Source organism: Candidatus Woesearchaeota archaeon (assembly GCA_026394965.1).
GTDB lineage: Archaea > Nanobdellota > Nanobdellia > Woesearchaeales > 0-14-0-80-44-23 > JAPLZQ01.
Map to the genome: position 1 here is coordinate 1 of JAPLZQ010000008.1, position 20,697 is coordinate 20,697.

At 40.8% G+C, this 20,697-nt stretch carries 25 protein-coding genes, 1 tRNA gene and 1 pseudogene; 17 read left to right on the forward strand and 10 right to left on the reverse strand.

Translation table 11 applies throughout. From position 1 onward, the window contains the following. Positions 1-446, forward strand: a 446-nt coding sequence (locus NTV63_00265) for a DUF3362 domain-containing protein (protein MCX6709379.1), incomplete at its 5' end; no start/stop codon positions are given. A gap of 7 nt (positions 447-453) precedes the next feature. On the opposite strand, the gene NTV63_00270 is transcribed toward NTV63_00265, so the two are convergent. The 3 genes from NTV63_00270 to NTV63_00280 all read right to left on the reverse strand — a co-directional run bounded on the left by NTV63_00270 (position 454) and on the right by NTV63_00280 (position 2,388). Then, positions 454-1,122, reverse strand: a complete 669-nt coding sequence (locus NTV63_00270; protein ID MCX6709380.1) for a hypothetical protein — start codon at positions 1,120-1,122, stop codon at positions 454-456. Between the two features lie 76 nt (positions 1,123-1,198). Further along, positions 1,199-1,753, reverse strand: a complete 555-nt coding sequence (locus NTV63_00275; GenBank protein ID MCX6709381.1) for a peptidylprolyl isomerase — start codon at positions 1,751-1,753, stop codon at positions 1,199-1,201. 11 nt (positions 1,754-1,764) lie between these two features. Beyond that, positions 1,765-2,388, reverse strand: a complete 624-nt coding sequence (locus NTV63_00280; protein MCX6709382.1) for a deoxynucleoside kinase — start codon at positions 2,386-2,388, stop codon at positions 1,765-1,767. A 152-nt stretch (positions 2,389-2,540) separates the two neighbouring features. Here NTV63_00280 and NTV63_00285 point away from each other — a divergent pair, with 152 nt between their 5' ends. From NTV63_00285 to NTV63_00300, 4 genes are all read left to right on the forward strand, one after another. Beyond that, positions 2,541-2,918: a hypothetical protein gene (locus NTV63_00285; protein ID MCX6709383.1), complete on the forward strand. Its 378-nt coding sequence runs from the start codon at positions 2,541-2,543 to the stop codon at positions 2,916-2,918. A 71-nt stretch (positions 2,919-2,989) separates the two neighbouring features. Further along, positions 2,990-3,427 (forward strand): hypothetical protein, encoded by a 438-nt coding sequence (locus NTV63_00290; GenBank protein ID MCX6709384.1) that lies wholly within the window; start codon positions 2,990-2,992, stop codon positions 3,425-3,427. Positions 3,428-3,521: 94 nt separating this feature from the next. Beyond that, positions 3,522-3,607, forward strand: a tRNA-Leu gene (locus NTV63_00295). Between the two features lie 371 nt (positions 3,608-3,978). Continuing rightward, positions 3,979-4,938, forward strand: coding sequence for a hypothetical protein (locus NTV63_00300; GenBank protein ID MCX6709385.1), 960 nt, complete (start codon positions 3,979-3,981; stop codon positions 4,936-4,938). Here the strand turns inward: NTV63_00300 and NTV63_00305 are convergent. From NTV63_00305 to NTV63_00320, 4 genes and pseudogenes are all read right to left on the reverse strand, one after another. Beyond that, on the reverse strand, positions 4,916-5,047 hold the full coding sequence (locus NTV63_00305; GenBank protein MCX6709386.1) for a hypothetical protein: 132 nt from the start codon (positions 5,045-5,047) through the stop codon (positions 4,916-4,918). The two genes, NTV63_00300 and NTV63_00305, sit on opposite strands and share 23 nt — an antisense overlap. Then, on the reverse strand, positions 5,044-6,066 hold the full coding sequence (locus tag NTV63_00310; GenBank protein ID MCX6709387.1) for an SGNH/GDSL hydrolase family protein: 1,023 nt from the start codon (positions 6,064-6,066) through the stop codon (positions 5,044-5,046). Before NTV63_00310 ends, NTV63_00305 begins: the two co-directional genes overlap by 4 nt. A gap of 28 nt (positions 6,067-6,094) precedes the next feature. After that, positions 6,095-6,187, reverse strand: a pseudogene (locus NTV63_00315) (hypothetical protein). A gap of 183 nt (positions 6,188-6,370) precedes the next feature. Then, positions 6,371-8,140 carry a DUF2207 domain-containing protein gene (locus NTV63_00320; protein ID MCX6709388.1) on the reverse strand — a complete coding sequence of 590 codons (1,770 nt, stop codon included), beginning with the start codon at positions 8,138-8,140 and terminating at the stop codon, positions 6,371-6,373. 191 nt (positions 8,141-8,331) lie between these two features. Here NTV63_00320 and NTV63_00325 point away from each other — a divergent pair, with 191 nt between their 5' ends. From NTV63_00325 to twy1, 3 genes are all read left to right on the forward strand, one after another. After that, positions 8,332-8,889, forward strand: coding sequence for a hypothetical protein (locus NTV63_00325; GenBank protein MCX6709389.1), 558 nt, complete (start codon positions 8,332-8,334; stop codon positions 8,887-8,889). Between the two features lie 25 nt (positions 8,890-8,914). Beyond that, positions 8,915-9,868, forward strand: coding sequence for a tRNA-dihydrouridine synthase family protein (locus NTV63_00330; protein MCX6709390.1), 954 nt, complete (start codon positions 8,915-8,917; stop codon positions 9,866-9,868). Positions 9,869-9,974: 106 nt separating this feature from the next. Further along, complete coding sequence (twy1, locus tag NTV63_00335) at positions 9,975-10,958, forward strand: 4-demethylwyosine synthase TYW1 (protein ID MCX6709391.1); 984 nt, start codon at positions 9,975-9,977, stop codon at positions 10,956-10,958. Between the two features lie 57 nt (positions 10,959-11,015). Here the strand turns inward: twy1 and NTV63_00340 are convergent, their stop codons facing one another. Continuing rightward, the gene (locus NTV63_00340) at positions 11,016-11,756 is read right to left on the reverse strand and encodes a hypothetical protein (GenBank protein ID MCX6709392.1); all 741 of its coding nucleotides are present in this window, start codon (positions 11,754-11,756) and stop codon (positions 11,016-11,018) included. Positions 11,757-12,015: 259 nt separating this feature from the next. On the opposite strand from NTV63_00340, the gene NTV63_00345 reads away from it, so the two are divergent. Beyond that, entirely contained in the window at positions 12,016-12,222 is a 207-nt protein-coding gene (locus NTV63_00345; GenBank protein ID MCX6709393.1) for a hypothetical protein, read from the forward strand. A gap of 118 nt (positions 12,223-12,340) precedes the next feature. Here the strand turns inward: NTV63_00345 and NTV63_00350 are convergent, their stop codons facing one another. Beyond that, positions 12,341-12,676 (reverse strand): hypothetical protein, encoded by a 336-nt coding sequence (locus tag NTV63_00350; protein MCX6709394.1) that lies wholly within the window; start codon positions 12,674-12,676, stop codon positions 12,341-12,343. A 213-nt stretch (positions 12,677-12,889) separates the two neighbouring features. On the opposite strand from NTV63_00350, the gene NTV63_00355 reads away from it, so the two are divergent. From NTV63_00355 to NTV63_00390, 8 genes are all read left to right on the forward strand, one after another. Further along, on the forward strand, positions 12,890-13,024 hold the full coding sequence (locus tag NTV63_00355) for a hypothetical protein (protein ID MCX6709395.1): 135 nt from the start codon (positions 12,890-12,892) through the stop codon (positions 13,022-13,024). A gap of 57 nt (positions 13,025-13,081) precedes the next feature. Then, complete coding sequence (locus NTV63_00360; GenBank protein MCX6709396.1) at positions 13,082-14,416, forward strand: tRNA (N(6)-L-threonylcarbamoyladenosine(37)-C(2))-methylthiotransferase; 1,335 nt, start codon at positions 13,082-13,084, stop codon at positions 14,414-14,416. Between the two features lie 77 nt (positions 14,417-14,493). Further along, entirely contained in the window at positions 14,494-15,228 is a 735-nt protein-coding gene (locus NTV63_00365) for an AAA family ATPase (GenBank protein ID MCX6709397.1), read from the forward strand. 7 nt (positions 15,229-15,235) lie between these two features. Then, complete coding sequence (locus tag NTV63_00370; protein ID MCX6709398.1) at positions 15,236-15,568, forward strand: hypothetical protein; 333 nt, start codon at positions 15,236-15,238, stop codon at positions 15,566-15,568. A 77-nt stretch (positions 15,569-15,645) separates the two neighbouring features. Beyond that, positions 15,646-16,920: a histidine--tRNA ligase gene (hisS, locus tag NTV63_00375; protein ID MCX6709399.1), complete on the forward strand. Its 1,275-nt coding sequence runs from the start codon at positions 15,646-15,648 to the stop codon at positions 16,918-16,920. Between the two features lie 65 nt (positions 16,921-16,985). Beyond that, positions 16,986-17,483, forward strand: a complete 498-nt coding sequence (locus NTV63_00380; GenBank protein MCX6709400.1) for a hypothetical protein — start codon at positions 16,986-16,988, stop codon at positions 17,481-17,483. A 21-nt stretch (positions 17,484-17,504) separates the two neighbouring features. After that, positions 17,505-18,257, forward strand: a complete 753-nt coding sequence (locus tag NTV63_00385; protein MCX6709401.1) for an AAA family ATPase — start codon at positions 17,505-17,507, stop codon at positions 18,255-18,257. Between the two features lie 39 nt (positions 18,258-18,296). Beyond that, on the forward strand, positions 18,297-19,469 hold the full coding sequence (locus NTV63_00390; GenBank protein ID MCX6709402.1) for a 4-vinyl reductase: 1,173 nt from the start codon (positions 18,297-18,299) through the stop codon (positions 19,467-19,469). Positions 19,470-19,473: 4 nt separating this feature from the next. On the opposite strand, the gene NTV63_00395 is transcribed toward NTV63_00390, so the two are convergent. Beyond that, the coding region (locus NTV63_00395) for a class I SAM-dependent methyltransferase (protein ID MCX6709403.1) at positions 19,474-20,697 on the reverse strand (1,224 nt) is incomplete at its 5' end.

The following is a 20,697-nucleotide window of genomic DNA, read 5'->3' on the forward strand; positions in this document are numbered from 1 at the left end:
GAAGCAAGGATTACATTAAGGAAATCTCTGAGCACCACATCTCTGGCTCATTGAAGATTGCGCCTGAGCATTTCTCTGAAAAAGTCCTGAAATTAATGAACAAGAACGTTCCCGGATTTTCGGAATTCTATGAATATTTTAACTCAATAAACAAGGAAAAAGGGCAGTTCCTGAAATACTACCTTATGATAGGACATCCTGGGGAAGATGAGGAAACCATGAAAGAATTGGTTTCAAATGCAAAAAAGCTCTCAAATATCGAGCAGTTTCAGCTCTTCACCCCAACACCAATGAGCGTCTCAACCTGCATGTACTGGACGGGGTTAGACCCTTACACAAAAAAGCCGGTTCCTGTTGTCAGGGATTACAGCACAAAAAAGAAGTTTAAGAGAATGATGCTTGAGTGCGTTTCCAATTCTGAAAGAAACTTTTATGCTGAAGATTAACTCTGTTCTAAATCTTTCTGTTCCCGCTTCTTCCGCCTTTTTTTCCTTTTTCTTTTGGCTTGAAAATCCCTTTCTTAACTGCGTCCAGAAAGCATGCCCGTATAAGAAGCGGTTCAACAGGAGAAAGATTTTCTTTCTGCTTTTTTGTAAGGATGTCATAATGCTTTATTGTGTAAAGATAATCGCCGATGATGTTCAGGTCTTTTTTTGTGGAAATCCAATTGTAAGTGCTGAACATATCAAGGCTTATCGGCATCGAGTAAGTCCTAAGCGTCTTCTCGCCCAAGATGTTGAAATAAACCTCAAAATAAGACATCACAAGCTCTCTTATGCTCTTGTAGACCGGCTCCCTGAACCTTAAAACTGTTGTGTTTGACTTTGCAACAGCGCCGTAGCAGCCGTTTCTCCTGAAAACCGCAATCACATGATCGTCGTCGTTTTCTGCGCTCATGTCAAGAACCAGAGGCGTGTACCCGAGGAATTTCAACGCAGCTGCAGCAAATATCGCGCCCTCAAGGCAGTTTGCGCTCCTCTCTTTCATCACTTCAAAAGGAGACTTGCATTTTTCCTTCGAATTGTACGCAATGCTGTTCAGGAAAAGCTGGATGTCATAAGGGCTCCTGAATTTTGAGAACACTTTTTTCTCTTGGTCTGGGATTTGTTTCTGCATTTTCATTTGTTCTGGAGCAATTACTTTATAAAATTTTTCAATTCGTAATAAACAGAAAATTTTTAAAAAAATAATTAAAAACCTATCGCACAATTTCAGCACGGAGTATCTTCACTTCAGTGAGCGGCTTGTTCGCGGAATTGACAGGAACACCTGCAATTGCGTCAACAACATTCATACCTTGCACAACCTCGCCGAAGACAGGGTGCTTTGAGTTGAGATGAGTATTGTCCACAAGGTTTATGAAGAACTGGCTTCCGCCTGTGTTCGGGCCTGAGTTAGCCATCGCTATTGTGCCCCGGCTGTTTTTATTGTGGGTGGTGAACTCGTCCTTTATTGAATAGCCCGGGCCGCCGTATCCTGTCCCAGTTGGGTCTCCTCCCTGAATCATGAAGCCGTTCATTACTCGGTGAAATATTACCCCATTATAGAAACCATCCTCTGCAAGCTTCTTGAAATTTCCCGCTGTAACAGGCATGTCAGGGTAGAGCTCAATAACAATATCGCCCATATTTGTCTCAAGGCGCACCCTTTCTCCGGATTTTATCCCATTACTGCTTGTGCATCCAAAAGAGGACACGCTTATTGCTAAAATTGTAAGAATCAAAAAATGCATTCTGCCAAAACTTCCCTTCATAAATAAGCACCTCATCTCTTTTTAATAAAATTGCGGTATTCCCTTATCAAATTATCTTTTGCGAACTCAGCGTTTTTCTCAGGCTCAAGCTCGCCGTTTATTTCAAAAATTTTTATCTGCTTTTCCGACTTAAGCTCAGAAATTATCTTTTCATAAGCCATGTTGAACTTCAGGAGGAAATCCCCGTTTATTATCGCGCCGCTCGGAATCTTGTAATCCCTTATCCTTGAAAGCTCTTTGTCATGGTTCATCTTTATGTAAAAAAGAATATTTTCCCTTCTGAGATTCATCTGCAGATGCTCCCTTATGAAATTGTAATTCTGAATCTCATTCTCCCTTATCCTCCCTGAAATCATGAACGCCTCAAGAAGCGCAAGCTGGCTCACAATGCCGCAGTCAATAAGGACAATCTGCCTTTTTATAATCTCCTCAGAATACATAAGCCGGTTTATTATCTCATTGGCAGACCATTCCATGTATTTCAGGGTCTTTTTCTTCTCAACTGGGCAGTCAAGGGAAACTTCCTTTATGATTGAAATGCTCAGCGGGATAAGGTATTTTATCCTTTCAATAATAGTTGACTTGCCTGATTTGGGAGGGCCTGCAAATTCCGCAACAAAGGGTTTTTCCGCCATTAATTCCGGCTAAAGCACGAGCGGTTTAAAAAAGTTGCCATATAAAATTATTGCATAAAAATAATAATTACTTATAAGTAGTAAAATAACGAAAAGCTTAAATATCAGTACTTCCAACTTAGAGACAACAAATGCTTTTTTGGGGTAAAAAAATGGAAAATGAATTGTATAAACAAACTATGATTAACATCGCGCAACAGAATTCAAGGATGAGCGACTATCATACAGCATACGACTGGATTAATAACGGAGAACATATTCTTGCCAAGAACTTAATTGGGCCAAGAAAAGGAATATTTGGTAAACCAGTATTTAAGAGTCTTGATGATATTGTTAACACAATAAAAACATTGGATAAAACCAGAACAGAAGAAGAATATGCACAAGTTGCAGAAAAAATAATAGACAAGGGATTAACGTACACAGGTCTGCTGCATATTTTTTTGGAGCATCAGTTAAAATTTACAAACGTATTCAATGAAAAATATGAGAAGACCTATCAGGTTAAATCGTCAATAATTTTATATTAAGTAGTCAATAATTATAACTGGCATTGCGTAGTAAAAAATGTCCAGTTCAAATGCTTTTTTGGGGTAAAAAAATGGTAATGTACAATAAAATTGTAGATGAAATATTAACAAAAATTGGAATAACTCATCTAGAATACAATTCTGATGTATACAAGCTTCCAGAAGACTGGGAAAGGGAAAAAATTGAGGAAGGGGTTATGGTGCTCGCGAATAATGTGCTTGGCAGGTCTAGAGAAACCACTAAAAGTATTGACAATCTTGTCGAAACCTTGAAGAATCTGGGTGGCGCAGAATCAGATGAAGAAGCAGAAGAGGCGCTTGAATCATTTAGCCGCACACGACTTTATCTTAGCAGGAAATATAAGGGAGACAGTTTTAGATCCTGGTTCTTCGGTGGTTCAATATCCGGTGTTGGAGAGTACATAACCTTCGAAGATGTAATAAATGTCGATAAAAAGCATGCGTACCATATCTTAGTTCATCAGTATGATCTGTGTCCTTCTTATTAAAAAAAACTTTATTAACATTATTATTAATTTACTTTTTCTATTGATTAAAAGCAAAAGATTTATTAGGGAACGTTTTCAACTTCTCTGTATTCTCGCGGGGGTACCAAAGCCTGGTCAAATGAGCTAGGTTCAGGGCCTAGTCCCTTAGTGGGTTCGAGGGTTCAAATCCCTTCCCCCGCAGCTTTTAAAAAAAGCTGCACTAAAAAGAAAGGTGGCATAAAGCCACATGACCGCGATATCAAAGTTGCATTGATTTCGCGGTAGTGGAGCCTTGTGCTCCACATTGCGTACAAAGAAATGCTTTGCATTCAAAGAAATGTCATACATTTCTTGAACAAGAAATTCTTTTAGAATTTCTTTGTTTCTTGTACAAAAAATTGCTGTGCAATTTTTTTGTATTAATCGAGCGTAACCAATTATTTTACAAAAGCTGCATCAAAACTAGTCAAAGAGGGTGTTCCTTCGGAAACCCTCCGAACTTAATATTATTAGTAACTAATAAGTGGTAACAAAACGAAAAGTTTATAAAGTATTAATCTTATTCTTGCGCCATGGAAAGATTTTCAGGCAAGGGATTTGTAAAATTCGGGGAATGCGACAGGATTAATAAGCCCGAGTTTATGATAGCAAGGCTTGAAAGAGCTGTCCTTAGGGCAGAAAAAAAGCAGGTAGTTCTTGAAGCTTATCTTACAGATGATTGCCCCTGCGCCTATGACAGGGATGCAAGAAAGATAATTGAATCCTCAGCAAGTTCTGATTTCATAAACGAGCAGATTTTTTCCCTTCAGTCAGGAAAATCTGGCTCTGTTGAGCTGTGCAATGAAGATTCAGGGATAAGATGGGCTTCAGGCGGTTTAATGAGCATTGATAGAAACGGGGTTGCATCTCTGATATACAGGGACTCAGCTGCTCCAAGTTACCCTGGTTATTTCACAATCCCTTCAGGGCTTTCTGCAGGAAAAAATGAGATTCTCAACCCAGAAAAAGCAATATTCCGCGAGGGAATAGAAGAGATAACTTATATTCAGGACGGAGAAATACTTGTTCCAGATGTGATGAAGAAATTATCATTTTCAAAGGATATTGTTGCAAATTCACTTTCAAGGTATTTTGGAAAAGAGTGCAATTATCGCATAAAAAAAGTAAAGGCATCATTGGAAGATAACCTTCCTGCAAAGGCAGTTGTCTATTTCAATAAAGAAAAAATCTCTGAAACCAGATGTATTCTGGGGATTGACCCTGGGACAGCAGGAATAGACCTGCTTAAAATTATGTATGTCGACGCTGACTTTAGGAGCGCAGTTCCATTTGACACAGAAGTTTACAAATCCAAAAACGGGAGTTATATTCCGATTGACAGGGAAATATGTCTTGTAGATGTTCAAGAATTAATTGAAAGCGGAATTGTAAAAGCAGAATGTTTCAAGGGAAGAAAGAACATTGGAACTTCTGACAAAGAAATCAAGGCAACCCCTGTTCTTCAGTCAGTCATTGACTATCTGAAGTATTAGATGAATCTATTCTTGCCTGCAGCCGCTTCATGTGCTCTCTTATTTTTATTGCAGATTCAAAGTCAAGCGAATCAGCGGGCTTAAATGAAGAGAGAAATTTTACAATCACTCGGGCAGGAGATTGCACTCTTTTATCTTTTTTGCTATTTCTTCACCTATGATTTTATGGGCGTATGCATTGGGATGCCTGTCTTCCTTTCCAAATACCTGCGAATACAAATCCTGTTCACTGTATAACTGAGTAAGGTCTATGAAGCACCAGCCATTCTGCAATGATGTCCTTTCCACTTCTTCTCTCTGCTTTTCAGCTTCAAAAAATCCTTCAACGGGAAAATACACTATAACAACCTTAAACTTATTGTCCTTTGAAAGGGTATTCAATTCTTCAAGGGGAATTTTCACTATTCTGAAAATTTCATCAAAGCTTTTGCCTTCCATCTCCTTATGAAGCTCGATAGTTGCAGGTGTATGAATCTCACTTGTAAATATGTCAATTTCCTGCCCTTTTTTAATTAATTCTTCGCTTAAGTGGTATTTTATATCATTAAGCCGTGTGATATTCTCAACATCATTTGGAAGATAGCCAACCATGACAATGTCCGGGCTGTATTTCAATCCTTTTACCTTTAGGAATTCAACCTCATTTTCAGTGCTGTATATAATGACGCCCATATTGAGAACCTCATAAGAGAAATTTGATTTTCCCTTGTTCAGTTCAGTTTCCAGAACTTTGGAATATGTCTCATTCAGCTCAACTCCGCTTCCAAAAGTAAAAGAGTCGCCGAGGGCGATTATTCTATAAATGCCATTCGGTTTTTCAACTGAGAAATTTCTGTCCCTGAACCCATCGCCGTTTATATTTATCTGAGTTCCATTGATTTTTATTGCATCCCCGTAATAGACTGATTCATAGTTTGGCACAAATTCAAACACAAGCTTTCTGTTTTCTGATATCTTCAGCATGTAATAAGAGCGGTTCTCATAGAGTTTGTAAAGCTCTTCCTTCTCTCCTATTTTTGCCCTTTCTTTAATATTCTCACTCAGGTATAAGAAAGCCAGAACCAGCGCTAAAAATATGATTATTGCCAATAAAATCTTTTCAGCTTTTGTAAATCCAAAACTTTTCATTTCAACATCTCCTTTGTCCTTTTCCTCAGTCTATTATCACAAAAGAAGGCATTTCTGAATTTTCCTTCTGAAGCCGGAAATATCTTCTTCTCACAGCCTCTCTTATTGATGCAAAATCATCTATTTTATAACGTTTTTTATACAAAAAAGGCGCTAAAACTCATTACTGTAGTTGCGAGATACAGCGCCTTTTTGTATCCTAAAAATCCGCGAATCAGAGAGCGTCCGATCAAACTCCGCACTTTAGTGCGGAGTAGGATGCTCTCATCGGATTTTTATGATCATGAAGCATCTGTAATTGGACTTATCCCGCCCCTCCGCCTCCGCCGCCGCCACCCCCTCCGCCGCCCCCGCCAAAGCCGCCTGAGCCAGAGGTTGAGCCTGCAGATGCAAATGCAGAGCTGAATGAGTGGGCTGTTGCTGCAACCATTGAAGCTCCAAATGAATGGTAGTTTGCTCCACCAACAAATATTGTTGAATGGACTTTCTTATTGGGAAGGATGATTTTCATTGCTTTTTCCACATTGTCTGCTGCGCCAAGAGACACTGCATACACAAGGTATCTTTCCCATACTGCAATTGACTCAGGAGGGTGCTCTTTCATTGCGCTGAAATCAGAGAGGTATTTTTTCAGGAGCATCCATCTCTTATAATGGAGAGCCCCTTTTTCAGTCCGCTTGGGAAGAGCCCCGCGGAATACAGAATTAATGAATATTCCTACAATAAAGGCGATGAAAAATCCTGCACCCATCAGTTCCTTCGCAGTTAAAATAATTCCAATTGCAGCCATTACTGCTGATATCCCGAAAAAGAGCCAGAAAAGGTTTGGACTCCCAAAAAAGTTCATCTTCTCTGCTTCAGACGAAGATTCTTCCTGCCATTTTGAGAATTTTTTCCTGAACTCATTTGGGCGCATGCCTATTTCCTTAATCATCTGATAAAAAGAGAGAGCGCCCCTCTTTGAATATTCCCGGATTGTTGAAAGCACAAGATTCTCTTCTTTTGTAAGGGCTGATTTTCCCTTTTCCTGAAATACAAACTCATAATCCTTTTTGCCTCCGAAGATTCCGAGAACCTTTTTTCTGTCAATTATATTCAGCTTCAGCCAGCCCTTCATGCAGAGATTGAGCATCACTGCTGTGAAATCATTTGAATTTGGCTTTCTGTCATGCTGCTTAATCAGGGCGCCCAGTATTGCAGGGGAATAATCATAAGGGATTTCCCTCTCATAAATCCTGTCATACTTAACTTTCGGCTCCCTTCCGAAAACAAGGTATAATTCTATGAAAAGCAGTATTATGAACGCGCTTGGAAGAGTGAGAAGGAGCATAAGCTGGACTCCGGTAAGGGGCTTTTTAATGTAGGAATCCTCTTTTTTTATTATGCTCTCCAAGCCGTCTGAATTAACCTTTTTTGCATATTCTGCATTGGGAAGTATGCTTCTTGGGAATGCAATGTGAATCTCAACCCATTGGTTTTCAGGAACATCAAATGCCTGATATATCACTGTCCTGTTATCTGACATTGCAATCTTTCCGTAAAGCTCAGGATGCTCCCAGCCATACACATCTGAACCATCAATTATTTCTCCCGGAAGAATGAATTTCCCGTAAATCTCATGAAGCTCGCGCTCCCAGCCGCTCCCCCAGATTTTCCAGTTAAAATCAACAACATCATTGTAGGCAGTAAGCGCATTCTTCAAGTCATAGCTTATAAGAAATGTCTTCTCCTCATCGCTTGCTGAGAAGAACCATCTTGCTTCAATTTCACCTGAGCCCCTGCTGGTTATTTTGTACTCTACATCAGAAAGATTTGAGCCCTTCATCTCATAAACCCTGATGTTCTCTATCTTTTCCCTGTCAAACTCAAAGGTCCTGTAGGCAAAGCTGTAATTGCCGTAGAACATAAAGAAAATTGTTTCATTCACTTGGATGCTTGCGTCTGGAGAAACAGCCATTGCAATCTCTGCTTTTTTCAGGGAATATGACTTGCCCGAAGCCATTCCGCACAGAAGAAGCGCCATTGCAAAAATTATGAAAAGCCTGAAATGCCTGTATTCAATCCTCATTTCCATCACCTTAAAATGGAAATATCAAACCTTTTTTTAAATATTTGCTTTGCCTGAATTCCGCGTGAAATTTCATTATCATAATTATTAAATACTTATTCATCTCTGGCACTACGTTTTTTGCGCTTTTTGTTTTTATTGGAATCAAGCCTGCAAAAAACCATTTTGAAAAAATAAAAAGAGGAATATTAAGCACAATGGAAAAACTGGTTCTTGAAAAGATTATTTCTTCACCCGATTCGGGCGTTTATTCAAAGGCAAATTCTAATCAGGGCATTGAAAACGAAAATGAATGCGGAAAAAACGTGCAGTATCCTGACGGCACATATCACTTTTACAAAAGCATAGAGGATTCAGTGAATGCCGAAGAGGGCAAAATTGATGCCCTGAAATCTGAGAGAAATATCGCTTACACCAGATTTTTTAATGAGCTTGAAAAGCTGAATCCCCTTGTAGGAGCAGGACTAATGGGCGCTTATTCAGCAGGCTTTATGGGGCTAGGCGGATTTCTTGCATTTTTAGGAGAAAAATACTTTGAGAACTCAATGCAATTCAGGGGAGGCGCAGTGGGATTCTGCATTGCAACAGCAGCTGAAGGCGCATTCTTCTGCATTGAAGAGATAAGAGCGTATAAGAAAAGCGGAAGGAGCAGTGTTAAGGATGCTTTCTCAAAAATACTTAAAGCCAATGAAGAGCTGAAAACGGAAAAGAAAGTCCTGAAATCCCTTAAAAGCAGCCTGAAGCAAAAAGCATAAGAAGATAGGCGAAATTACCCATTTAATGCTTCCAAAAAATCTTTTCAGGCAGGGATTGTTCCTTGCGCCCATGGCTAATTATTCAGACATTGGGCTGAGGACAATCTCATTTTCCTACGGCGCAGACTACACCTTTTCAGAGATGGTGAGCGCGCACGAGATTTTCGGGAGGGACATAACCCATTACAGGGAGCTTGACTTCTTTGACCAAAGTGTCCCAACCGGGCTGCAGATTATAACACCGAGCCCTGAGATGCTGAAAAAGGCAATTGAAAAAATAAAGAGCGCAGGAGGGCAGTTCAGCAACATATCAAGCATATGCCTTAATCTCGGCTGCCCGAAGCTCAAGAAATCAGGGGCATTTCTCCTTGACAAGATGGAGATAATTGAGGAGCTTTTCTCTGCAATGCATGACACTTCAAATCTTCCAACCTGCGTTAAGATGCGCCTCGGGATAAACCTTGAGCACATGAAAGAAAAACCACACCTCAGGATAGCAAGGCTTGCTGAGAAATACCTTGACTTCATAATAGTGCACGGAAGGACTAAGAACCAGGTTTATTCAGGAGAGATTGACCTGAAATCAATGAGAGAGATAAAGGATTCTGTCTCAATCCCCGTTGTTGGAAACGGCGACATTAAGAATCCGAAAGACGCAGAGAAGATGTTTTCTGAAACAGGATGCGATGCAATAATGATTGGGCGCGCTGCCTGCTCCAAGCCCTACCTGTTCAGGGAGATAAGGCACTACCTCAAGACAGGAGAGGAGCTTATCATTGATGAGAAAAAAGAGAAGATTCTGTGTGTGAAGAGATACCTTGAACTCCAGAAAAAATACAATCTTTCCCTTATCCAGGCAAAAATCCATATCCTGAGCTTCCTCAAAAGTTGCTCAAAGAGCCTTAAAGTCAGGATTGCAGGCTCAAAAGAGATTGAAGAGATAAGAGGCCTTGTTGAGCAGGAATACAAATCTTTCTGAACTAATTTATCGCATCATTCTCTGATTTTTTTTCCAATATTTTTTTATGCCTCTTTTTATCAGTTGGCTGAAAAGATTTTTATATTGTGCAGGGATTCCAGCAATTATGGTTAAGCAGGAGCTCAAAAAGATGCTTGAAAAGCAGAATTACGGGATTGTCGGGAATAATTCCGCTGTGAAAATATGCACATGGACAAAGAAGTCCCTCAGGGATGAGGATTTCTGCTACAAGCAGAAGTTCTACGGCATAAGAAGCCATCTCTGCTGCCAGATGACTCCTGCGCTGGATTACTGCCCGAACAGCTGCCTTTTCTGCTGGCGGGCAGTTGAGCTTACATCAGGCGCAATGATGGAAAAAGCGGAGGATGAGCCAGAGGAAATAATAAAGGGATGCATTGAAGGGCAGAGAAAGCTGCTTTCAGGCTTTCCAGGAAACGCAAAGGCAAACCAGAAGAAGGTAAGGGAGTCAATGGAGCCGATGCACTTTGCAATCTCCCTTGCAGGAGAGCCCACATCCTACCCGAAGCTTGACGAGTTAATAGGGCTCCTCCACAAAAAGGGCAAGACAACATTCCTTGTGACAAACGGGCAGTTCCCTGAAAAAATAAAGAGCCTGAAAAATCTTCCCACCCAATTATACATCTCGCTTATCGCACCTGACGAGGAAACATACAAAAAAACAGCTGCACCTGTTTTTAGGGACGCCTGGAGCAGATTATCACAATCCCTTAAAATAATGGCTGAACTGCGCGGTAAAACGAGGACGGTTATAAGGATGACTTTAGTAAAGGGGCTTAACATGCACTCGCCGGAAAAATACGCTGAACTGATAAAAACTGCAAATCCGCTTTTTGTCGAGGCAAAGGCATACATGTATGTAGGCTACTCTCGGCAGCGCCTCAAGATTGAGAACATGCCCCGGCATTCCGAGATTTTGGAATTCTCAAAGGAGATTGCCAGGCATTCAGGATACAAAATAATTGATGAGAAGGAGAACAGCAGGGTAGTGCTCCTTATGCAGAAGGATTTTTCCGGAAGGATAATGAAATTTCCCGAAAATCATAAAAATCCACTGAGCGCGAATTTTTAGGATGCCAAAAACGGTGTGCCGTTTTTTAGCATAAATAAAAAAATGCTCACTTAATGCTTACTTGTAGAAAAGCTTAAGGGACTTATCCTTTATCGGCTTTTCAGCTGCTTTAGCCCTCTTTTCAGGTGTTATTATTTCATCCACAAGCTCCTTTCTTGCATTGCCGTAGAACATCTTTTTCATGAGAAGCGCCATTTTTTTCGGCTCTTTTCTAAGGACTGATTTTCTGAGAACCTTTTCAGACAGCATTTCGTCGCCTGCAGCAATCTTGACAACCTCTGAATTGTCAATCCCGCTTATCGCTATGCTTTTCAGCGCTTTCTCAAAGCGCTTCCCGCCGATGTTCTTTATCATTTCGGGTTTAAGGAAAATATACTTGAAGAGCTGAATGCTCCTTGTGACAGTGTTCCTGTAATTCTGGCTGTCAACGCTTGAAATCACCTCTGAAAGAACCTTGCTGAAGGGAATTATTGTGATGTCGTGCAGGGCTTCCCTCGGGATTTTCGCATTTGTCACAAGCACATTTTCATATTCAACACTGCCTCCGACATACTCCAGAAGCACCTTGGAAATCTTTTTCTTCACTTCAGCGCTCTCAAAGATTCTCTGGTATTCGCTTGCGGGAAGCTCGCCCTTCAGCGAGCAGCTGACCTCAACATGCCTTACCTTATCTGATTTTCCATCTGAGAACTTTATTGCGAGAATGTCAATTACGCTCTTTCCGGCGTTTATGTCATTTATTATGAAAAAACCCTTGCTGTTGAGCCAGAGGTTCACTATGGACTTCTCTGCTTCCATTTGACCACCCCTTTGATTTTCCTGCCCTGCATCTTTATAAATCTTTCTTTCGGCAATTCCAGAATTAAGCATGGGATAAAAACTCCCTTTGCCCTGCCAAAAATCAAAGGATAAATTTAAATATGGATTAGAATTTAGGCAGGGAACAGCGGGAGATACCGAGAATAAATCCTGCTATAGGGCTTCGAATTAAGGTTTGCAAAAATCAGTTTATCAGAATTAATTTATCAATTCAAATAAAAACAAAAGCTCTCTAAAATTGAAACTCACAAATCTTTCTTGGGGCCTAAAAAGCCATAATCTTGCAGATAAGTTCAGAGGCAATGCTGTTATCAAATCCGCATTAGTCCTGCGGGGAGGTGCAGACGAAATGAGAAATGAGAAATTCTATGGAGAAGACGACGATGACACATTTGAGGATGAAGACAAGGATGAAGAGTCTGGCGGCGATGAAGACGAGTGGTAATATTGCATAAATGCAAAAAACCTTTTTATTTTTTTATTTTAAAATATTTAATTCTTGTGAGAAAGAATATGCCTCTTAAAGATAATTATAAAAAAATAAAAACGAAAAAATCCAATGCCTATTTCTTAATCATTTCTTCAACAACCTTAAGCGCCTTGTCAATCCCGAAGAAGAGATTCCTGTCTGTAACACTTGAGTTAATCGGCCTTCCCTCAGCCATAATCTTTGCATTAATCTCATAGCTCCCTGGCTTCTCAACATTGTGAATCTCCTTCATTGCAATGCTGAGCTTCTCAAAATTCTTTACCATCTCAGAAAACTTCTTGGCATAATTGCCAACCATCTTCTTCACTACAACGAGCTGCGCCTTGTCTATATCTGAGAAACCTATAAGCTCAATATTACCCCCAAGCTGCATGCTCCCGCTGTCCTCTGCATTTCCGGCAACATCCATAAGCAATCACCCTTTTTTCCGCTTGAACTTCTCTACTGATGCGCTTATTTCAGCGAAAGAAAAGCCGGCCATCAATATAAAACTTTCCCTTTTCCTGAAAAATTGTTTTTTTCATCTTGCTATATTATCCTTTCTGATTTTCTACTCTGCAATGATTTTTATTCACTCTTTTAATGGAAAAAATTTATAAAGAAAGGAAGAGTATTATTGCATATGGCTGACAAAAGCAAATGCCAGATGTGCGGCGGAAAGCTTGTGAAGGTTAGAGAAGAAAATGTATCTGACACGAGATACCTGATTCTGAGATGCGAGAAATGCGGCAGGGAAGTCGCAAAAAGCGTTGAGTAAAGTTTCTTTTCAGTTTTATTCTAAAACTTTTTAAATAAGGGGAAGATTCCAGATGCAATGGAGTTTTACATTGAGAATTACGGATGCTCTGCAAACACCGCGAGCGGGGAGATTATTGCAGGGCTGCTTGAAAAGGCAGGGCTCATAAATGTTGAGAACCCAAAGAACGCGCAGATAATCATCATAAACACCTGCATAGTTAAGGCGCCGACTGAGCACGCAATGCTCAGAAGAATAAAGCTCCTCTCCGAAACATTTCCAGAAAAAAAGATTATTGTGGCAGGATGCCTTGCCGATGTTGAGAAGGAAGAGGCGCTTGCAGTTTCCCCAAATGCATCTTTTCTCGGAAGCCACCATATAAGAGAGATAACATCCCTTGTTAAAAAAATCATTAAAGGAAAGAGCGCTGAAATTACCGGATACGCAAATGAAATTAAGCTCTCCCTTCCCCGGGAGAGAAAAAACCCGGCAATTGCAATTATCCCGATTTGCGAGGGATGCATTGGAAACTGCGCATACTGCATTGTAAAGATTGCAAAGGGAAAGCTCTTCTCATATCCCATGGAAAGCGTCCTTAAGGAGATTAAAGCAAGCGTGAAATCAGGATGCAGGGAGGTTTGGATAACCTCGCAGGACAACTCAACCTACATGCTTGACAAACAGAAAAAGAGCGCCCTTCCTGAGCTTATGAAGGGAATTGACAGTATTCCCGGAAAATTCTGGACAAGAATAGGGATGATGAATCCAGACAGCATAATGCCTGTGCTTGATGATTTAATTCCCAAATTCCGCTCAGACAAGGTTTTCAAGTTCATACATATACCTGTGCAGTCAGGGAGCGATGAAGTGCTTAAGAGAATGAGAAGGAAGTATACCTCAGATGATTTCAGGGAGATTATTTCTGAATTCAGGAAGAAAATTCCCAAAATAACCCTGAGCACAGACATAATATGCGGATTTCCAGGTGAGGCAAGGGAGCAGTTCATGGAATCAGTCAATCTTGTGAAGGAAATACAACCTGATTTCCTGAACATCTCAAGATTCTGGGCTATGAAAGGCACAGAAGCGCTTCAGATGAAAGGGCAGATAAACGGAAACGAGACAAAGGAGCGCTCAAAAATCCTGACAATTGAGTTCTCAAAGATTGCAGTTGAAAAAAATAGGGCTGAGATTGGAACCCAGAGCTCTGTCCTCATTGATGATGATTTGGGAAACGGAAATTTCATCGGAAGGACTGAATTCTACAAGCCTGTTTCAGTGAAGGCGGAAAAATACAGGAACTACTTTGGAAGGAAAATCGGGGACGCTTTCGGGCAGTTCATTGATGTTAAAATAACAGGTGCAGGAAAATTCTCGCTTTCAGGGGAGATAGTTGGGCGCATCAGGGACTGATTTTTCCTGTTATTATTGGAAAAGATTTAAATATAACTCTTGCAATAAATGGGTTTAGAAAAAAAAGGGGTGGATAGATGGCAGATTCAAGAAAGGGCACTGGCGTTTCTGGTTCAGCGAGGGTTGCAACAGGCATACCTGGCTTTGATTCTATGATTGGAGGGGGATTCCTGCCTAATTCAGTAAATCTGCTCTCAGGGGGAACTGGAACAGGGAAGACCCTGTTTGCAATGCAGTTCCTCTACAACGGGGCAATGAAAGGGGAAAGCGGGCTATTCATCTCAATGGAAGAGGACCTTTCTGACCTTAAGGATGACGCAAAGGCAATGGGCTGGGACTTTGACAAGCTTGAAAAAGAAGAAAGGGTAAGCTTCATTTATGTTTACCCTTATAACATTTCTGATTTCCAGAGCCAGCTGATTTCCCAAATCACAGACAAGAATGCAAAGAGGGTTGTGATTGACTCAACAAGCGTCTTCGGGATGGCTCTTGAGGACGAGTATGAAGTCAGAAAACAGCTCTATACTTTTGCATCCCAGCTGAAAAGGCTTAACTGCACAACAATTCTCACTTCAGAGATAGTCGGGGACACAGCCCTTGGAAGCCCATCCAACTCGCTCTCAAGGTTCGGAGTTGAGGAGTTTGTGTCTGACAGCGTGATTGTATTTTACTACAGCGGGCTTGGCGGGGAAGGGGACAGGGCTTTTAGAATAATGAAAATGAGAAGGACTGACCATGCAAAGGGGGTAATTCCCTTCAAGATAACTGAAAAGGGGATAATCGTATTATCAAAGGAAAATAGCTACAGATGAGGTTAAAATGAAGCAAATCATTAAGATGCAGAATATCAAGATGCTTCCAATGAGAAGGGTTTCAGACGCTGAAAAAGAAGCAATAGTAATTGGAATTGAGCTTTCAAAACTCAGGAGAAGCAGGGCTACAATGATACTTGGGATGGGAATTCTCATGTATTTCGTTTTCATAATGGCTGCTGTAATCGGGTTTGTCAACAATCTCCTGACACAGCAGATGCTCAACATGATGGTTATTATGGGATTATGCATCCTTATACTTGCGCTGTGGCCATATGTCAAGACGCTTAATGATGAGGAGCGCGAGCTTGACTCAATGCTGAAGCAGCTGTTCCAATGAAATCTTTTTTATGATTTTCTTATTTGCATCTTTCTTAGCAAAAATTTTTAAACCGGCATATTTTATCGGCATATATCATGAAAATCGAGAAAGTAAGGGGCACAAGGGATTTTTACCCTGAGGAAAAGCGAATCCAGAACTTCATTTTCGGAGTATGGAAGGAAGTTGCTGAGAGGTACGGCTACGAGGAAGTAGACGGCCCTCTGATTGAGCCGATTGAGCTCTGGCAGGAGAAGTCAGGCGAAGAGATAGGCAGGCAGATGTACACTCTTACTGACCAGTCAGAAAGAAAGCTTGCAGTAAGGCCTGAGATGACACCAACTGTTGCAAGGATGGTTTCGCAGAAGCAAAAAGAGCTTCCAAAGCCGATAAAATGGTATTCAATCCAGAGGTTCTGGCGCTATGAAAAGCCCCAGTCAGGAAGGTTGAGGGAGTTCTGGCAGATTAACCTGGATGTGCTTGGAACAGAAGAGATATCAGCTGATTCAGAGGTTGCTGCAACAGCAGTTGAAATCATGCTGAAGTTCGGGCTCTCTGAAAAAGACTTCTATGTAAGGATAAACAACAGGAAACTCATGAAATCCCTGCTCTCTTCTATTGGAATTCCAGATGAAAAAATCAAGATGTTATGCAGGCTTATTGACAAGAGAGACAAGATGCCGGAGAAAGAGTTTTCAGCAATGCTCTCTGAATCAGGGCTCTCAACTAAACAGCTTTCTCTGCTCATGAAAATCCTTGATTCTCCAGATTATTTTGAGAAGATTGATGAGAAATCTCTTGATTCTGAAGGGAAGCAGGGCATGTCTGAATTAAAGCAGATGCTCTCATACCTTTCAGCATTCGGATTCCTGAAATACTGCAGGGTTGACTTGAGCCTTATGAGAGGGCTTGACTACTACACTGCAAATGTCTTTGAGGTGTTTGACTGCGAAAAGGAGTTCAGGGCAATTGCAGGCGGCGGGCGCTATGACAACCTTGTCTCGCTCTTTGGCGGCGAAAAGTGCCCAGGCGTTGGGTATGCAATGGGAGATGTAGTTCTTGGACTGTTCCTTGAGAAGAAGAACATGATTCCAAAACTTTCTAAGAATCTGGATTTCTTTGTTGCCTCAACATCAGAATCGCTTAATCCAAAGGCAGTTGAGATTGCGCAGATTCTGAGGAAAAAGTATTCCTGCGAGACAGACCTCATGGGAAGGAACTTTTCCAAGCAGATGAAATACGCTGATTCAATAGGGGCAAAAAACCTGATTGTGATAGGCGAAGACGAAATAAAAAGCGGGAAACTAAGGATAAAGAACATGGAAACAGGGAAAGAGACAGCAGTTTCAATCTCTGAAATAGGAAAGATATGATTTCTTAATTATGATTTTTCCATATTCCGAAAGTTATTTAAAAAACAACCTTTTGTGTTTTACCCATGCTTTCGGCATTCATAAAAAAGCTCCTCTTTTCCGGAGAGTTCATGATAGAGGGCGGAAGGGTTGAGGTTCTGGAAGAGCGCGAATTGATGCTTCCCTCATTAATGCTTGCAAGAATTCAGGAGATGGCGCCTGAAAAGGTTTATTCAATAGCAAAAGAGAGCATGAAAGAGGAGATAGATAGGTTCACAAGGAAAGTAGGAAACAGCAAGGCAGAAATGATAGTGATGCTGAAAAACTTCTTTGATACAATTGGGATAGGGAGCATTGAGGTTGAAGACCTTGACATGATTAAGAAGCGCTCAATAGTAAGAATTCACGACAATGCAGTTGCGCTAGTCAATGCGCTTGAAAAAAAGAAAACTCCATGCATGCTCGCAGCAGGCATTCTTGCAGGAATATTCTCCTCAATCTTTGATTCAGACTGCGACTGCGAGGAGAAGGCATGCGTCCTAAAAGGAAGCGCATACTGCGAATTCACAATCAAAACCAGATGAAATTCAAAAAAAGGTGATATTATGAAGTGCAAAACAGGAATAAAGGGATTTGATGAACTTGTCGAAGGCGGACTAGTGGAAGGCTCGTCAGTTCTGTTCACAGGAAATCCCGGAACAGGAAAGACAATCTTCGCATTGGAATTCCTATATAACGGAGCAACCAAGTTTAATGAGAAAGGGCTCTATGTATCGTTTGAGGAAAGGGCAGAAGAAATCAAGGCACAGGCAAAGCAGTTTGGATGGGACTTTGGGAAGCTTGAGAGGGCAAAAAAGATTCAAATCTTAGCAATTCCGGTTTCAGACATAACTGCTGAGACAGCAGGAGAAATCATAAAGCTCTGCCGAAAAGATGGAATAAAAAGGCTTGTGATTGACTCAATCTCAACTCTTGCGATAAACGCGCCGATATACGCAACCCACCAGGAGCTCACTGTAAAGGATGTGCTGAAAGAGGATGTGTTCTTCTCGCCGCCGATAATTGGGGAAATGATTGTGAAGAGGTTCATCTACACTTTCATAGACAACCTGAAGGATTTGCAGAGCACAACTAAACTGCTTGTATCTGAGGCAACTGAATCAGGGGCTTTCCCTGAGAACGCTCTCGCAGAGTTCCTTACAGACGGCCTTATCCACATAACATTTGAAGGGCTGGGCGGTTCATACTCAAGGAGCCTTATCGTAAGAAAAATGAGGCAGACAAGAAACGATGAGGACATCCACCCAGTTGAAATTGCAAAGAGCGGGATAATAATACACAGCCTGGAAGAGAAATAAATATTTTTTAAATTAATTTTCTTTTAAAAAGAGGGAGTAATGGCAATAAATCTTAATTTAATAACAAAATTAATCGGCTTGAATGCCCTCACATTTTCTGACGGGGAATTCAGGATATGGAATGTAGGGATGATGTTTTTCCCTTACAAGGTTACTGCATTTATACAGCATTTTTTTGAGGAGAAATTCGGGAAAAAGGCAAGCGACGCCCTTTACTACATAGGAAAGCTTCAGGGATACAATGGAACAATGCTATTTATGAGGAAATATGGGATTAAGAGCGTTTCAGGAATGTATGAGCTTTTCGGGCAGCAGACCGCAATGATAGGAGTTGGAACAGTAAAGTTTTCAGCAGATGAAAAGAAAAAGGAAGTCATCATAGAATCTGTAGCAAACCCATACATGCAGAATTACATGCTCTCTTACGGAAAAAGCGGAGAGTTCTCAGACCACTATCTCAGAGGGCTTGTGACAGGCGCAACAGAAGCAGCTTTAGGGGAAGAACTTGTTGGAATTGAGACAAAATGCATCTCAAAAGGGGATTCTCACTGCGTATTTGAGATAAAGGGAAAGGAAAAATGGAACCTCAAGGACCCTTCCATTAAATCGCAGTTCCCAAATGACGATGTAAATTACAAAGGGCTACTTAAGAAGCTCCAGATTAACACTCTCGCAAAGTCAAGCATGAATTACGGGGCGATTGCCTCAAACTTTTTCAAAACAAAGAAAGTGAGATTTGATGAAAGCGGCAAATTCTACCTGCTGAATGTTGATGGGATGAGCATGCCAATGGACACCTGCGTCATTTTCATAGAAACATTCAAAGAGCTTTTTGGAAAGGAATCTGAAAAAATACTTTATGAGGCAGGAGAACTGTTTGCAAAGGAAATACTGAAAGAAAAGCCAAATTCAGCAGGCGAGCTTAACAAAATTTTTTCAGAATGGCAGTCTTTCGGGTTTGGGCATCTCGAATTGATGAGAGCAGATGAGAAAGGCAACTTATCGCAGGTAAAGCTTTCCCAGCACAATTTTGCTCTTCATTACTCCAAGATATTCGGATTGCAGAAGAACCCAAAGGACTGCTTTATGACTGGGCTTGTAAACGGAATCCTTGAGGCTTTCTATGGAAGAAATCTTTCTACTTTAGAGACTCAGTGTGTAATGCAGGGCAAATCCCAGTTCTGCTACTTTGAAACAAGGCCAGAAAAATAATGATTTAATTCTTTCTTGCAACAGCGAGATAGCTGTTCCCGAGAAAAGTTTCCCGTATAGTTTCAACTTCAAATCCAGCTTCCTTTATCTTTGAACAAAGGGCTTCTTTTGAAAAATAGCTTTCTCTTATTATATCTGAAGATATATTCACAATATCATTGGAGTCCTTCCAGAATTTGACATCCTTTGATTCTTCAGGGCTGAAATTTTCGTTTATTCTTTTCATGAACTCGTCTTCAGGAAGAAGAACATTCTCGTTGAAGTTTGTTATCACAGCATAGCCGCCTGGCTTGAGAATCCTGTAAATCTCAGAGAGCGCCTTTTCCGGCTCTTTCAATGCATAAAGAAGATTAACACAGGTGACATAATCAGCAGAACCGCTTTCTATTGGAACTCCTTCAACTACATTTGCCTCAATCTTTAAGTATTTAACATCAGGATTAGCTTCCTTTGCCTTATCCTCTGCAAGAATAAGAGCGTCCTTTGAGAGCTCAACACCAGTAATATCATACTTTTCTGCAAGCATCTTTGAGAGGTTTCCTGTCATCACAGGCATATCCACAACAAGCTTTCTCTCAAGCCCGCTGTCCCGATTCTCAATTTCTGAGACAATCTCCTCATACATTTTCTTGTAAGAAGGAACAGCAGCAAACATTGCATCGTGGACAAGCATGAATGTCTTAAGCGGGTCATTCATAATCCCACTTATTATTGCTGCCTGGGTTTTGTTGTCGCTTTTGATTGCATTTTCAAATGATTCCGCTATGTTCATTGACATTACAGTATATCTCTTAGGATAGCCGGGATATCCTACGCTTGCATCTGACATTTTAAAACCGAGCTTTAGATAAAGGTTCTCAAGCTTGATATCATTCTCATCATATGTAAGAACCACGCTCCCGATTTTATTTGAAATGTTATATCTTATAGCAGCTGAAAAAATCATTTTCAATGATTCCGCAAAAGTCCTGAAAGAAACTCCTTTTTCTTTTGCCTTGTCAGTTGTCAGGTTTGCAGTGTGGCTTATCTCTGAGCTGTCTTTGTCTTTGACCTCATAAAAAGAGCTGTCAGGAAGGATTCCAAACTCAACAGGAAGCCTTATCTTTTCCTTGGGAACAACCCGTATTGTTGAAATCGGAATCATCCCGTCTTTTTTGTAAACAACAAAATGAGATGAGGACTGGTCAAATGTCATGTCAATTTCCCTTGTGAGCATGTCAAAATAAGC

Coding starts and splice junctions, on each gene's coding strand:
- NTV63_00355 (MCX6709395.1), top strand. CDS start 12,890: ATGGCTGACAAAAGCAAATGCCAGATGTGCGGCGGAAAGCTTGTGAAG.
- NTV63_00330 (MCX6709390.1), top strand. CDS start 8,915: ATGCTTCCAAAAAATCTTTTCAGGCAGGGATTGTTCCTTGCGCCCATG.
- NTV63_00385 (MCX6709401.1), top strand. CDS start 17,505: ATGAAGTGCAAAACAGGAATAAAGGGATTTGATGAACTTGTCGAAGGC.
- NTV63_00290 (MCX6709384.1), top strand. CDS start 2,990: ATGGTAATGTACAATAAAATTGTAGATGAAATATTAACAAAAATTGGA.
- NTV63_00370 (MCX6709398.1), top strand. CDS start 15,236: ATGAAGCAAATCATTAAGATGCAGAATATCAAGATGCTTCCAATGAGA.
- NTV63_00275 (MCX6709381.1), bottom strand. CDS start 1,753: ATGAAGGGAAGTTTTGGCAGAATGCATTTTTTGATTCTTACAATTTTA.
- hisS (MCX6709399.1), top strand. CDS start 15,646: ATGAAAATCGAGAAAGTAAGGGGCACAAGGGATTTTTACCCTGAGGAA.
- NTV63_00285 (MCX6709383.1), top strand. CDS start 2,541: ATGGAAAATGAATTGTATAAACAAACTATGATTAACATCGCGCAACAG.
- NTV63_00365 (MCX6709397.1), top strand. CDS start 14,494: ATGGCAGATTCAAGAAAGGGCACTGGCGTTTCTGGTTCAGCGAGGGTT.
- NTV63_00325 (MCX6709389.1), top strand. CDS start 8,332: ATGGAAAAACTGGTTCTTGAAAAGATTATTTCTTCACCCGATTCGGGC.
- NTV63_00360 (MCX6709396.1), top strand. CDS start 13,082: ATGGAGTTTTACATTGAGAATTACGGATGCTCTGCAAACACCGCGAGC.
- NTV63_00320 (MCX6709388.1), bottom strand. CDS start 8,140: ATGGAAATGAGGATTGAATACAGGCATTTCAGGCTTTTCATAATTTTT.
- NTV63_00270 (MCX6709380.1), bottom strand. CDS start 1,122: ATGAAAATGCAGAAACAAATCCCAGACCAAGAGAAAAAAGTGTTCTCA.
- NTV63_00300 (MCX6709385.1), top strand. CDS start 3,979: ATGGAAAGATTTTCAGGCAAGGGATTTGTAAAATTCGGGGAATGCGAC.
- NTV63_00380 (MCX6709400.1), top strand. CDS start 16,986: ATGCTTTCGGCATTCATAAAAAAGCTCCTCTTTTCCGGAGAGTTCATG.
- twy1 (MCX6709391.1), top strand. CDS start 9,975: ATGGTTAAGCAGGAGCTCAAAAAGATGCTTGAAAAGCAGAATTACGGG.
- NTV63_00350 (MCX6709394.1), bottom strand. CDS start 12,676: ATGGATGTTGCCGGAAATGCAGAGGACAGCGGGAGCATGCAGCTTGGG.
- NTV63_00340 (MCX6709392.1), bottom strand. CDS start 11,756: ATGGAAGCAGAGAAGTCCATAGTGAACCTCTGGCTCAACAGCAAGGGT.
- NTV63_00390 (MCX6709402.1), top strand. CDS start 18,297: ATGGCAATAAATCTTAATTTAATAACAAAATTAATCGGCTTGAATGCC.
- NTV63_00310 (MCX6709387.1), bottom strand. CDS start 6,066: ATGAAAAGTTTTGGATTTACAAAAGCTGAAAAGATTTTATTGGCAATA.
- NTV63_00280 (MCX6709382.1), bottom strand. CDS start 2,388: ATGGCGGAAAAACCCTTTGTTGCGGAATTTGCAGGCCCTCCCAAATCA.